This is a genomic window from Craterilacuibacter sinensis (assembly GCF_009831765.1).
Taxonomy (GTDB): domain Bacteria; phylum Pseudomonadota; class Gammaproteobacteria; order Burkholderiales; family Chromobacteriaceae; genus Craterilacuibacter; species Craterilacuibacter sinensis.
This window is the reverse complement of sequence record NZ_WSSB01000007.1, coordinates 1-13053: the sequence shown is the minus strand read 5'-3', so window position 1 is coordinate 13053 and position 13053 is coordinate 1. Positions and strand designations below refer to the sequence as shown.

The window sequence follows — 13053 nt, the reverse complement described above, 5'->3', positions numbered from 1 at the left end:
CCCCACTATTTCCAGGCAGCCAAATGCGAATGCCGGGCCTCCTCGACCAGCGCCGGCCCCACGCAGACAATGTCGCTTGGCGAAGCCTCAAAAACGTCGCGACAAGATAGCTCGGCATCCCGCTGATCCAATCGTTCACCACGAAACACCCGCAGGCTGACGGCGTCGATCCCGTAGACTACTCGGCCGATATTGGACCAAAAAATCGCCCCGGCGCACATCACACAGGGCTCGGCAGAGGAATAAAGCGTCGCGGCAGCCAGTTGCTGTCGACTATATCTGGCTGAAACCATACGCACAGCATTGATTTCAGCATGGCAGGTGCAATCACCCGTTTCGCTCGTATTACAGAAGGCCTCAGCCAAGACCTCCTCATCGCCGCCGACCACCAACGCCCCAAACGGCCGGTTACCACGCGCCCGGCCTTCATCAGCCAGGGCTATGGCGCGGCGTAAATGCCTTACGTCGCATGCATCCAGCCCACCTTCGACAGACGACTCCTGTACCGGTGCGCGACTCATATCCGCACCTTGCGCTCGGCGACTGTCGGCAACATGGAGAGATCGAACAGGTCTTTGACCTTGGGGGGACGATCCAGTTTGAAGGTTGTACTCACAGCGGCAACTTGCCGTTCGACCAGATCCCTGCGTACATTGCCAAGCCCGTCTGCCCGAGTGTCTGCGGCAGCAATATAGCCACGGGCAATCTGCCAGCGCGCCCGCTCCATCTCGACGTTAATAATGGGATCGCGCGCACTGATCGCAGCCAGGGCCGGCGAGACATCGCTGATCGTTTCGCGCAATGCACGGTTGGTCGCCCGCAAGAAAGCCGCCACGACCTGAGGGCGTTTGGAAATCAACGATTGGCTTGCCAAGATGGCATTACCGTAGAGGTCGAGTCCGGTATCGTTATACCTGAGCACCGAGAATTCCTTCTGGGGCATGCGGGCGAACAGCGATGCGGCAGAATCGTGAAAGTAGGTTGCCGCGTCGACATCTCCGCGCAACAGTACGTTGTCGCGAACAGCAAAATCGGTGGTCACCCACTCGAACAGGTCAGGATCAAGCCGCAAGTGGCTCGCCACAAGCGGCCACATCCGGCGTGTCGACTCGACAGCGGCACCCGCCACTTTCTTGCCCGCCAGACTGGCAAAATCCTGAGTCACGCCCCGGTCTTTACGGCCAATAATCGCAAAAGGCGCACGGTTGTAATATTGGTAAACCGCCTTGACCGCATTACTGTTGGGGTTTTTTGCCTGAAATTCGATCAGCGAGGACAAATCGCCTAGCGCCAGATCGTAGGCACCCGTGGCCACACGAGTGATAGATGCCACGGAGCCCGCACCGACGTCGATGGTCACATCCAGTCCCTCATCGCGGTAATAGCCCTTACTTTGCGCAAGAAAGAATGGTGAGGTTTGGCTGGTCACCCGGTAATCCAGTGAAAACCGCAAGGGCATCAACCCGACAGCGCTCTGGGCGCGTGCGAGTCCAGGCAGGCTAACAACAGCGGCAAGTGCGGGAATGGCTGCAAGAAAATGTCGACGATTCATAATGGACGCTCCAGTCATAGACTTGTAAAAGCGGCTGTCTCGACAGCCGGGTCACAAGAGCAATTTCCGGGCGGCCGGAAAAACCGGCTCGCTGAACGCTTCTACTCTTGCCTCCATCCAAGCAGAATACGTGCCAGATGCCTTGCAGCTCCATCCTTAAGCAGAAACCACGGTAAATGGCACATCTCTTCACGTCGGCCGCCGCAAAGGGCTAGCGTCTGGTGCAGGGTGGCCATCACTTGAAACCTATTTGGTGCATAAGCGAACACGCATGGGCACCAGAGCTGTATTCCGCTGCCCACGCCCCCAAACCCATGGCACACCCCTTGCTTAGCAAATAGCGAGAGTAGAAGCGTTCACCCGCTGCGCCGGCCAAGGCGCTGCCGGTCGGAAATTGCTCTTGAAGCCGGTGCATGCAACGCAACCGGATTTTCTTCAAGAGGCGATGCGATGCCGACGGGTCTACTCACTCACAAAACGGCCTGCGTGCATCCATCCCAATATCGCCTGAAAAGCCTATAGGAGCACGACATGAATGACCGTAACCACACCTACACCCTTGATGAACTGAGACTGGAGTCACGCATGGGGGCACCAGGAACAGACGCTGTCCACCGTGAAATCCGCCGCATAGACCTGTCTGACTTTGAGCATCGCCGCGCCGAAATCACCGATCAACTGTGGCGGGCTTCACAGGAAGTCGGCTTCTTCCAACTGGTGAATCACGACATCGAACTGGATCGGGTTCGCGCGGCCTTTATCGATGCCGAGCGTTTCTTCGCCCTGCCAGCCAGTGTCAAGGCACAGTATCCGCTGCACAAGGGGCAAAATGCCGGCTGGGAGAGTCTGGCTCAAGTACGTCCCTCGACTGGCACGCCAGACCAGAAAGAGTCCTACCAGATCACCCTACCGCAGATGGATGCACAGTGGCCGAGCGAGTTTGAACTACCTGGATTTCAGGCCGCGATGCTGGACTTCGAACGCCAATGCTGGAAAGTGGGTATGCAGGTGCTCTCGTGCTTTGCGGATCGACTCGGTTTCGAACGCGACTTTTTCACCCGCGCCCACGACCCGGCAGCAGATGACTACCAAAGTACCTTGCGGCTGCTGCATTACTACGCGATCCCCGCCGAATCCAGAGAACAGCTCGGATTATGGCGAGCCGGCGCGCACACCGATTTCGACAGTCTGACCTTGCTGTTCCAGCGTGACGGGCAAGGCGGACTGCAAGTCTGCCCCGGTAAGGAGGTCGAAGGGCAGGCCTGGACCAGCGTGCCGCCTTCGAGCCAGGTTATCACCTGCAATATCGGCGACATGCTGATGCGTTGGAGCGACGACCAGTTACCATCCAACTTCCACCGCGTACGCAATCCGCTGGCGCATGAGTATCAGGGTCCGCGCTACAGCATCGCCTTCTTCTGCCAAGCCAACCGTAGCGCAGTGATCCAGGGGCCAGCCGCCAAGTACCCCCCTATCACTGCCGGCGACTATCTGCAGCAGCGCATCGCCGCTAACTTTACCGCCAACTAAACCGCTGCGCCGCCCAAGCCCCTGCCCATCCATCATGGATGGGCAGGGGCTTGGGCCACTTGCAATCAGAATGGCAACAAAGCCGACACCGGAGATGCGGTTACTGCCAGTGGTGCCAGCAGCAGAGTGCCCAACTGAGCGCCTATGCGCTGCTGCATGACGACGAGCGGCGTCTGCCCGGGCTCAGCGCCCAAGGAGCGTCCTGAAATGGCAAAGAGCCGGAAAATGATCATTCCCCGGCTCGCTGAAGAAGAAAGACAGTGTCTGATACGCTCGTCCGTGCAAGGAATCTCTTGTTCACAATCGATTGCACCAGCGATACCGCGGATGCCGCGCAGGATCGTATTTGTTCAGCGCGTTCTTAGGTAACCTTGCACGATGTCAGCACCACTTTCGCAAACTTACTGCATCTGCGAGGCATCCTCGACGCCTTCGACGACCAGTCGAGTATCAACGGGCATTTTGTTGCAATTCATCTGTGGCTGATTTGTAAAAATGCATGATGTAATGATCAGGGCAACTACTTTCATCTAACTCTCGTACAGTGAAGCCGGCCGCTACCACCTCAGCAACAGCCTGGGCAGGCGAAACCCGTGCATTACTTCCTTTAAAATCAACAAATACCACTCTTGTTTGAGTTAAAATTTGCTGATAGAGATGCGTCAGAAACAAAGGTCGATCGTGGATAAATCTATAGACGTTCGCCAGAAAAACCAAATCACAATAGCTTGGCAAGCAGGGATCAGTCAGTAGGCTTTGGCTGACCGTAATTGCCCCCATTTTGCTATCGGCAAATCGTGTCTGCATATGTCGCACCATGTTAGGCTCGGGATCAATCGCATAAACGTGCCCCTGTGGCAACCGCTCAGCTAATAACGCGGTGAAGTAACCGGTTCCTGCGCCAACGTCTGCAACGATCATGTCGGATCTCAGCTCCAACACTTCTAGAATACGTGATGTGTTTTGCCATTCCTGCCGATCAGGCGCATCAAAAATCAAGCTTAAACGTTCTGGCTCGGAAAAACTGATAGTGGCTGCGTGAGTCATAAATAATTACCTGTTAATAAATATATATATTGACCGTACCTCCGCGAGGCGATCATAGTGACATTGGATTTATTGTCATTAGTTAACTCGATGCCGGCCAATATTGCGGCTTACTGGTGGCAAATTGGCCGACATGGATCACGAAAACCAATTCTGGCTCAGTCGCGTTTTCATTGATTCTTACGGCTGTGGTATAGGGGCTGATCTGATTGTGCCTGTTCGGCCCAGAAGTGAATATTGAATCGCGCATCTTCGGATAATTCGACTCGATGCCAGTATTGTGGTGGACTGGTGGCAAACTGGCCGGCATGAATCACCAAAGTAACCTCTGGCTCTTCAGCTTGTTCGTTGGCAAAACCATAGTAAGTGACCGTACCCTCCATCACGCAGAGCTGGCCAAACACGCCTGCCGCCGTATTGTGATGGCTGAGCAAGGCTTGAGGCACAGTCTCGCGAGTAAAGAAAGGTGTAGAACGGCGCACGACCCAGTGAGCTGGAATTGAGTGTAGGGACATATATTTAACCTCTTGGTGTGATGCTCGAGCCTATTGCCCAAGTACAAATATTATTTCGATGTGCCGCCTTTAACGCGGCAGTTGGCACAGCAGCGGGAACGCAGCCCCCATCTGATCGCCTCCCACTACAAAGCCACATAACTCGCCACTCTCCCCCACTGCCTCTGCCACCATACCCTGGCGGTTCCAGCGGCACTGCCAGGCCAGATCCTCGCCCTGGGTGCGGCCTGCCAGTTGTAGCGGATAGTGAGGTGTCTTTACCTTCACCAGCATAGGCGGCAGGGTCAGCGCTGTGGGTGAGCCGAGCAGGGTTTTGGCCAGGGCATTGGCTCCAAGCAGGATAGGTTGCAGAAAGGGAAGCAACTGCCCCTGCCACTCGGCACAATCTCCTAAAGCATAGATGTGCGGGTCCGAGCTGCGTAACCAGGCATCAACCTGAATACCCTGCCCCACCATCAATCCGGTTGTTTGAGCCAGCTCCAGATTGGGCCGCAGACCGATGGCAGCAATCACCAGATCCTGCTCGCTTTGAGCCCCATCACTAAGGATCACCCGCAAGCCTGCGTCAGGCTGCTCCGGATCGAACGCGGCTATTTCTCGGATTCCCAAACCAAGCTGTAGCTTCACCCCCTGAGCCTGCAACGCCTGCTGCAGCGGCTGGCTCAGCATTGCAGGCAGCAGGGCGCTGAGCGGGCTGGTGGCCTGATCAACGAGGGTGATCTGACGCTCGCTACTGGCCATGTCCATCGCCAGTTCGCACCCAATGAGACCCGCCCCCAGTACCATGATGCGACGGGCGCACTGGAGCCTCTCCTCGGCGGCAGCAAACTCCTCCAAGCTGTTGAGTGTCACCAGCTGTTCTCCTCCTGGGATGGCAGGACGCACAGCTCTGGCACCGGTCGCCAGCACCAGCTGACCATAGGTAAACTCCCCCTGAGCGGTCAGCACAGTGCGTCGCTGGCGATCTATACCCAGAACAGGAGAGTGAGGCACCAGCATTATGCGTTGCTGCTCGGCAAATTCGGCACCGCTCAGGCGCATCATGGAGGCGGCTTTGCTTCCTCGGCTCACCACATGGCTCAAGTCTGGCTTGTTGTACTCATCACCACTATCGGCCGTGATGAGACGTATAGGTTGCCCAGCATCCAGCTTGCGCAGGCTCTTGATGAGTTGCTGAGCGGCGAAGCCACTGCCGATCACCACAATTTCCTCGCCTGCCCCCGAATAGTGAGGGGCATCGTAGATATCTGTGTTACTCATTTTCGGTTTCCCACTGTACAGGGCTCGAATACCTCTTTTCCAATACCGCAACCTGGACAGAGGAAGCTCTCCGGCACCGCGGCCCAAGGGGTTTCAGGTGCAACCAACTGATCCGGCTCGCCAAGCGCAGGGTCGTAGATCCACTGGCAAACGGTGCAAAGCATGCCCCGATCATTATTCATGGCAATGGCATCGTTTGTGGCAATCGGTGTCGCAATCACAGTTGCCGTTGTCACGGCTGTCGCATGCGTGGTGTTAGACCGAGGTACGGCCAGCGGTTGCAGTGCCCACTGGCGGGCAATCTGACGACCGTGCTCGCGGCATTCAGCCAGCGCCGAACCATCCGGCCGCCACTTGGTCTTGAGTGGAAAACTGATATCAAATCCGGCATCCATCAGCCGAGTCTGGATCCGATCCACCGCGCCGCCTGTCCAGCCATAACTGCCAAAGGCGGCAGCACGCTTGTTGCGAAACCGTAGGCCGGTAATTTCTTCAAGCATGCCTGCCACCTTGGGCATCATCACATTGTTCATGGTGGAGGACCCCACCAGAATGCCCTTGGAGCGGAACACCTGAGTCAGAATCTCGTTCTTGTCGTGTCGGGACACGTTGTATATCTTCACAGCTACACTAGGATCTACTTCGTGGATCCCTTGGGCAATGGCATCGGCCATCATGCGTGTGTTGTTGGACATGGAGTCGTAAAACAGAGTGATGCGATCCTCCTGATACTGGTCTGCCCACTCCAGATATTTGAGAATGATCTGGGTAGGATCATCACGCCAGACTACGCCATGAGAAGTCGCCACCATACTCACCGGCAGGTTGAAGCCCAGCACCTCTTTGATCTTGGCGGTCACCAGCGGACTGAAGGGGGTGAGTATGTTGGCGTAGTAACGCTGACACTGCTCCATCAACTCGGTCTGATCCACCTCGTCGTTGAACAGGTGTTCGTCGCAATAGTGCTGGCCGAATGCATCGTTAGAGAAGAGCACCGCATCACCGGTCATATAGGTCATCATGCTGTCAGGCCAGTGCAGCATTGGGGTCTCGATAAACACCAACTGCTTGCCATTGCCGATATCCAGGCTGTCGCCAGTCTTGACTGGATGGAAATTCCACTCTGGATGATGATGGTGGCCGGTGATGGAATCGATGGCGTTGTGGGTGCAGTAGATGGGGGTACCCGGAATGCGAGCCATCAATTCGGACAGCGCACCGGCATGATCCTCCTCGGCATGGTTGATCACCACGTAGTCGATGCTGGCCAGATCGATCACTGCCGCCAGGTTCTGCACGAACTCGCGACTGAACTTGTGATCCACCGTATCAATCAGCACATTCTTCCCTTCGCGGATGAGGTAGCTGTTGTAACTGGTGCCCTTAAGGGTTTTGTACTCGGTACCGTGAAAGTCGCGGACTTCCCAATCCCGTTGACCGACCCAGTGAATGTTGTTTTTGACGTGAATGGTCATCAAGCTGATCCTTTTAATGCAATAGTTAATATTCGACAGAACAAACTAGAGCAAACAGCGTGCCATCTTGTAAATGATTGATTTAATTAAATATTTATTATGAATGGTGTCATTTAGACAAAGTCATCCATGATCATAAAGACAAAGATGAAGTCATTTGGACAACTTTTGTGATTTCTATCGACAGCCTGGCGCGCATCGCCCTCGACTTGCAACTTGGCATCTCTCATCAGGACAGGTTCCACCGTCTGATCCAGAGTGTGCGCAGCCTGCTGTACTCTGATGCCTCGGCTCTACTGCGCTACGAAGGGGGGCAGTTCATCCCGCTGGCCATCGATGGCCTGATGCAAGATGTACTGGGCCGCCGCTTTACCCTGGCAGATCACCCGCGCATGGAGGCCATCGCTCGCGCTGGCGACGTAGTACGCTTCCCTTCCGACAGCAACCTGCCCGACCCCTATGACGGTCTGATCCCGAATCATGGCGATCTCAAGGTGCACGCCTGCGTCGGCCTGCCGCTTTTCTCGGATCAGGCACTGATCGGCGCACTGACCATAGACGGAATGAACCCGACCCAGTTCGACGGCATCAGTGACGAGGAGTTGCGACTGGTGGGTGCTCTGGCCGCTGCCGCCCTCAGCAATGCACTACTGCTGGAGCGCCTCGCCCGCCAGAGCAGCGAGCCCCTCTCCCCTGCGCCGCATACCGACCACAGTCAGCCGGAGATGATCGGACGCTCTCCCGCCATGACCCAACTGCGTCACGAGATAGCTGTGGTCGCCAACTCCGAGCTCAACGTACTGATTCTGGGGGAGACGGGGGTCGGCAAAGAACTGATCGCCAAAGCAGTGCATCAGGGCTCACCCCGCGCCAGCCAACCGCTGGTCTATCTCAATTGCGCAGCCCTGCCAGAATCAGTGGCGGAGAGCGAACTGTTTGGCCATGTAAAGGGTGCCTTCACCGGTGCCATCAACAACCGGGCGGGCAAGTTTGAGCTAGCCGACAAGGGCACTCTGTTCCTGGACGAGATCGGCGAACTGTCACTGCCACTACAGGCCAAGCTGCTGCGGGTACTACAGTACGGCGATCTGCAAAGGATCGGCGACGACACGCCGCTCAAGGTGAACGTGCGTATCCTAGCCGCCACCAACCGAGATCTAAAACAGGCCGTGATCAAAGGGCAGTTCAGGGCCGACCTCTACCACCGGCTAAGCGTGTTCCCTATCTACGCTCCCACGCTGCGGGAGCGGCCTGATGACATCCCCCTGCTGGCCGGTTATTTTTGTGAACATTGCCGCGTCAATATGGGGCTGGAGCGGCTGCGCATCCAGCCTCAGGCCTTGCAACTGCTCGGTCGCTACAACTGGCCGGGCAATGTGCGGGAGCTGGAACACGCTATCCACCGGGCTGTAGTGCTGGCCAGAGCCGAGCAGGGCAGTCAGAGCCCCACCCTTGAGTGCCACCACTTCAATCTGGCGACCGTCAACCAAGAGGAAACATCCAGCAGCACGCCAAGCGAGCCGATAGCACCATCGCTGACCAACGGCATGGGGCTTCGTGCCGCCACCGACGCCTTCCAGTTCAAACTGATCGAGCAGACTTTGGCCACTCAAAACGATAACTGGGCGGCTACCGCCCGCTTACTGGATATGAACAGCGGCAACCTGCACCGACTCGCCAAGCGTCTCGGCCTCAAACCCTAAGACCCGACAGCTAGGATCGCTGTAGAAATAGCGGACACATCCCTCAGGCAGCACTGCCAAGGTAAAGCGCTAGCCTGTAGCTACGAGAAATATGACTAACCAGCCCCCCACCCACAGCAGGTCGGACACGCTTGAACACTGGCTAGCAGTGCAAACAGCAAGCCGAAAAGAAAAAGGTCGAACCCCTCGCGGAAATTCGACCTTTTGCTGGATCAGCAGGGATGGGGTCAGAGAAATCTACAGCGACATTGGTTCTAGGAACATCGCCCCCTGAACCCGCCAGCTCCCCACATTAACCAAGTTCATCCCTTGAACGCAGCGGTGTCACCTGGGTGGCGCAACATCTTGTTGACCTCATCCTGATGTAGTTCCTCGGCCAAGATCATCTCGCGCGCGTACTCTTCGAGTAACACAGAATGTCCCTCAGCTATCTTCAGCAAGTCGTAGTACGCCGCCAGCGTCATCTTTTCATGCTCTAGGCTTTCTCGCAGGATATCTCCAATATCGTGCTTCTGCGTCTCCAGCAAAGACGCAATCTTGAGCGAAGGGTGCCCACCCAGCAGCGTAACCAACTCGCCCGCCTTGTGGGCGTGATCCAACCCCTCCTCAGCATTGTCTTTCAACCACGACACAATTGGGATACGGTTATATCCGTACACCATGAGGGAGTAATGGGTGTACTTCACCACTCCAGCCAACTCCAACTCCATGATGCGGTTCAGCGCGTCGATGGCCGCTTTGGTAGCGTTTTCATCCATGGCAATACCTTTTCAAGAAGAGCATTTTCCAAAGATAGCCTAATGCAGATGATTTTTTTCGCATTTTTCCATTTGAGCTCCATCCATTGTACAAAAGATGCATTTCCCCTGACCTGCCTACGCCCCGACGGAGCTATTTATTAGCGACCTTAAGTAGCTGTGAGGCTTGGCTGCCCTTGCAACGTAGTTCGTGCCGCTCCGGCTCTGAAATGGCAACCGCGCAGGGTACGCGTGCGATCCGAGACGAGCCATTCCCTCCCCTGCTAAGGAATTTGATCCCAAGGCGCGGGCTCGCCAGCGAAACGCGCAACCAAAAAATCCACTAACAGGCGCAAGGCCAGCGGCTGGTGCTGTCGTGAGAGGTAAATCGCATGAATGCCCAGCACATCGGGCTCATGATCCGGCAGCAGTTGCACCAAGCGGCCTGAGCGCAGTTCATCGCCCAGGTAGTAGGTCGGCAACATGCCGACGCCCGCGCCGGAGAGCACGGCTCGCCGCAGTACGGAGGTTTCGTTGGTGTGGAAGCACCAGTCAACCGGCACGGAAAGTGTCTCGCCACCATACGCGAAACGGTATTGCTTGCCTATTCCAAAGGCATGGGCAATGCAGCGATGCTGGCGCAAGTCCTCTGCCACGCGCGGCACACCGTGTCTTTCCAGGTAGTTCGGCGAGGCGCATAGCATCGAGCGGCAGCGCGCCAGTGGCCGCGTGATCATCACCGGGTCTAGAGTGTTGGTGATGCGCACAGCCAGATCGACCCGCTCACCCACCAGATCGGCCGCCTTGTCGCCGACCGACAGCACGATTTCCACTTGCTCATATTGGCGCTGGAAATCGACTAGCGCTGCCGTAAGCTGGGCATCCGCAAAAGAGCCTGAACTGGTGACACGCAACACGCCACTCGGCTCTCGGCTGCGTTCGGCGGCGAGGTACTGCGCCTCATCCGCAAGTTCAAGCAGTTGCCGGCATACAGACAAGACGGAGAAACCAGCATCGGTGAGGCTTAGCTTACGCGTGGTCCGGTGCAACAGGCGGGCATCAAACCAATCCTCCGCCGCTGCGAGATAGCGACTGACCATCGCCACCGACATCTCCAGATGCTCGGCGGCTTGGGTGAGGCTGCCGCAGTCGGCTACTTCCACGAATACACGCACCGCTGTCAGTCGATCCATTTTATCGATTTGCGCAATAAATATTCAATTGAAACGCACTTTATCAACTGCTTCGCAAAAAATATAGTTCGTTCACAGCAAAACCACCCAAGGAGACCCACATGTTCCACCCCGGCAAAATCTTCCGCTTCATTTTCCCAGCCCTCACTATGGGCGTTGTTGCCTCCACCAGTGCGCATGCGCAGACGCCTGCCCCGCTCTCCGTGAAAGTCTATAACGCCGACGGTAACAGCTTCCATGTCAATGCCGTGGTAGTCAGCGGCAAGACCGAAGCCCTCGTGATCGACAGCGGCTTCACCCGCGCCGATGCCCTGCGCGTGGCTGCCAACGTGCTAGACAGCGGCAAGACGCTGAAGACTATCTTCATCAGCAACGCCGATCCGGATTTCTATTTCGGAGCCGAAGTGTTGAAGGCCTATTTTCCAAATGCCCAGGTGCTGACCACTCCAGCTGTGCGCGAGAAGATCGAAGCCAAGCTGGCTGGCAAAGTGGCTTTCTGGGCGCCCAAGATGGGTGCCAATGCACCGCAGAAACCGATAGCACCGGAACTGCTACAGGGCTCTAGCCTGAGTGTGGATGGCGAGACCATCGAAGTGCGCGGCACTACGGGTGAGCTGGCCCATCGCCCCTATGTGTGGATTCCGTCGATCAAGACCATAGCCGGCAACATCGCGATTTTTGGCAATATCCATGTGTGGACTGCCGACACCCAGAAGGCTAGCGAACGTAAGGCTTGGTTCGCCCAACTCGACGAGATCGAAGCGCTGAAACCCACCACCGTCGTGCCGGGCCACATGGCCGCCGGCACCGTACTGGACGTGAGCGCCATCCGTTATACCCGCGATTATCTGCAGCGCTTTGATGCAGAAGCTGCCAAGGCCAAGAATGGTGCCGAGCTGATCGAAGCCATGAAGAAGGCTTATCCGCAAGCCGGCTTGGGGCTGGCTCTGGACATCGGCGCCAAGGTCGCCAAGGGTGAAATGCAGTGGTAATCCACTGAAAACTCCCACACACCGAGGCGACTCGGGTGCTTCACCCTCCAAAACTATGAATCAGATCCCTTATCATGACTACAACAACGCTGCATTACCTTTATGACCCCTTGTGTGGCTGGTGCTACGGGGCAGCCCCACTGGTAAAAGCGGCCCGCGAAGTGCTTCGCGTAATCCCTCATGGCGGCGGCATGATGACCGGCACGCGCCGCCAACCTGTCACCTCGCAACTGCGCGAGTTCGTCAAACCGCATGATGCACAGATTGCCCGACTGAGCGGACAGCCCTTCGGTAAAGACTACCTCGATGGGTTGCTGCATGACACCGAGGCTGTGTTCGACTCAGAACCGCCGACTGCAGCCATGCTGGCAGCTGAAGCGCTAGCCGGGCGTGGGCTGGACATGCTCGTCCAGTTACAGATCGCGCACTATGTTGAAGGGCGCCGGATAGCAGATCGCAGGGTTCTGATCGAAGTGGCCACCAGCATAGGTCTGGATTCCGCTGTTTTTTCAGCAATACTGAATCGCCAATCGGACCAGGCGGTTCAGGCGCATATCCAGCAGACCCGGGCTTTCATGGCTCAGGTCGGCGCTAAGGGCTTCCCCAGCTTCGTGCTCGAAACAGGGCGCGTTTTCAAAATCCTTGATATTGAAAACTATCTGGGGCGTGCGCAAGATTTTCGGGCCTGGCTAAGCAGCCAGATCCACCCCGCAACCATACCGGCCGAAGGCGAGGCTGTTGATCCGTCACGCGTCACGCTTGAAGAGACTGCTACGCGTGAAGCAGCGCTTCAGTCCAGATCATCCCAACGTATACGCCGAGAAACTTCCGACAGTGCGGGTGCGGGTGCGGGTGCGGGTGCGGGTGCGGGTGCGGTCAGCATGATGTGTACCAACCCATCTAGCTGCAACGGCGGGTTTGCGTAACAGGCAAACCCTTTGTCTAGGTACGGTTATCTGCGATGCTTGCGTCCCCGGTGAGGAATCGGGAGTGAGCATCAAGAGCACCGCGATTACCACGTCTGGCGAGTTTCACTTGCTCGTGCCACG

The 13053-nt window shown here is 56.7% G+C and carries 12 protein-coding genes; 4 read left to right on the top strand and 8 right to left on the bottom strand.

Annotation, left to right across the window (positions count from 1 at the left end; genetic code table 11):
- Nucleotides 1–5 precede the first annotated feature (5 nt).
- Both GQF02_RS08705 and GQF02_RS08700 read right to left on the bottom strand, forming a co-directional pair.
- Nucleotides 6–521 (bottom strand): nucleoside deaminase, encoded by a 516-nt coding sequence (locus tag GQF02_RS08705; protein WP_160796439.1) that lies wholly within the window; start codon nucleotides 519–521, stop codon nucleotides 6–8.
- Nucleotides 518–1552 (bottom strand): ABC transporter substrate-binding protein, encoded by a 1035-nt coding sequence (locus tag GQF02_RS08700; protein WP_160796438.1) that lies wholly within the window; start codon nucleotides 1550–1552, stop codon nucleotides 518–520. The genes GQF02_RS08705 and GQF02_RS08700 overlap by 4 nt, the downstream gene beginning before the upstream one ends.
- Before the next feature lie 531 nt (nucleotides 1553–2083).
- Here GQF02_RS08700 and GQF02_RS08695 point away from each other — a divergent pair.
- Nucleotides 2084–3082: an isopenicillin N synthase family dioxygenase gene (locus GQF02_RS08695; RefSeq protein WP_160796437.1), complete on the top strand. Its 999-nt coding sequence runs from the start codon at nucleotides 2084–2086 to the stop codon at nucleotides 3080–3082.
- Between the two features lie 450 nt (nucleotides 3083–3532).
- Here the strand turns inward: GQF02_RS08695 and GQF02_RS08690 are convergent, their stop codons facing one another.
- The 4 genes from GQF02_RS08690 to norV form a co-directional block, all read right to left on the bottom strand.
- On the bottom strand, nucleotides 3533–4129 hold the full coding sequence (locus GQF02_RS08690; protein ID WP_160796436.1) for a class I SAM-dependent methyltransferase: 597 nt from the start codon (nucleotides 4127–4129) through the stop codon (nucleotides 3533–3535).
- A 170-nt stretch (nucleotides 4130–4299) separates the two neighbouring features.
- A complete protein-coding gene (locus GQF02_RS08685; RefSeq protein ID WP_160796435.1) occupies nucleotides 4300–4644 on the bottom strand; it encodes a DUF1971 domain-containing protein in 345 nt (114 codons plus the stop codon).
- Nucleotides 4645–4713: 69 nt separating this feature from the next.
- Entirely contained in the window at nucleotides 4714–5904 is a 1191-nt protein-coding gene (norW, locus tag GQF02_RS08680) for an NADH:flavorubredoxin reductase NorW (RefSeq protein WP_160796434.1), read from the bottom strand.
- Nucleotides 5901–7379, bottom strand: coding sequence for an anaerobic nitric oxide reductase flavorubredoxin (gene norV, locus GQF02_RS08675; protein WP_160796432.1), 1479 nt, complete (start codon nucleotides 7377–7379; stop codon nucleotides 5901–5903). Before norV ends, norW begins: the two co-directional genes overlap by 4 nt.
- 170 nt (nucleotides 7380–7549) lie before the next feature.
- On the opposite strand from norV, the gene norR reads away from it, so the two are divergent.
- A complete protein-coding gene (gene norR / locus GQF02_RS08670; RefSeq protein WP_160796430.1) occupies nucleotides 7550–9082 on the top strand; it encodes a nitric oxide reductase transcriptional regulator NorR in 1533 nt (510 codons plus the stop codon).
- Nucleotides 9083–9384: 302 nt separating this feature from the next.
- On the opposite strand, the gene GQF02_RS08665 is transcribed toward norR, so the two are convergent.
- Nucleotides 9385–9840: a ferritin-like domain-containing protein gene (locus tag GQF02_RS08665; protein WP_160796428.1), complete on the bottom strand. Its 456-nt coding sequence runs from the start codon at nucleotides 9838–9840 to the stop codon at nucleotides 9385–9387.
- A 263-nt stretch (nucleotides 9841–10103) separates the two neighbouring features.
- Nucleotides 10104–11012 carry a LysR family transcriptional regulator gene (locus GQF02_RS08660; protein ID WP_160796426.1) on the bottom strand — a complete coding sequence of 303 codons (909 nt, stop codon included), beginning with the start codon at nucleotides 11010–11012 and terminating at the stop codon, nucleotides 10104–10106.
- 101 nt (nucleotides 11013–11113) lie between these two features.
- Between GQF02_RS08660 and GQF02_RS08655 the strand changes: the two genes are divergently transcribed.
- Both GQF02_RS08655 and GQF02_RS08650 read left to right on the top strand, forming a co-directional pair.
- Nucleotides 11114–12004 carry an MBL fold metallo-hydrolase gene (locus GQF02_RS08655; protein ID WP_160796424.1) on the top strand — a complete coding sequence of 297 codons (891 nt, stop codon included), beginning with the start codon at nucleotides 11114–11116 and terminating at the stop codon, nucleotides 12002–12004.
- 74 nt (nucleotides 12005–12078) lie between these two features.
- Nucleotides 12079–12930, top strand: coding sequence for a DsbA family protein (locus tag GQF02_RS08650; RefSeq protein ID WP_160796422.1), 852 nt, complete (start codon nucleotides 12079–12081; stop codon nucleotides 12928–12930).
- Nucleotides 12931–13053: the final 123 nt, after the last annotated feature.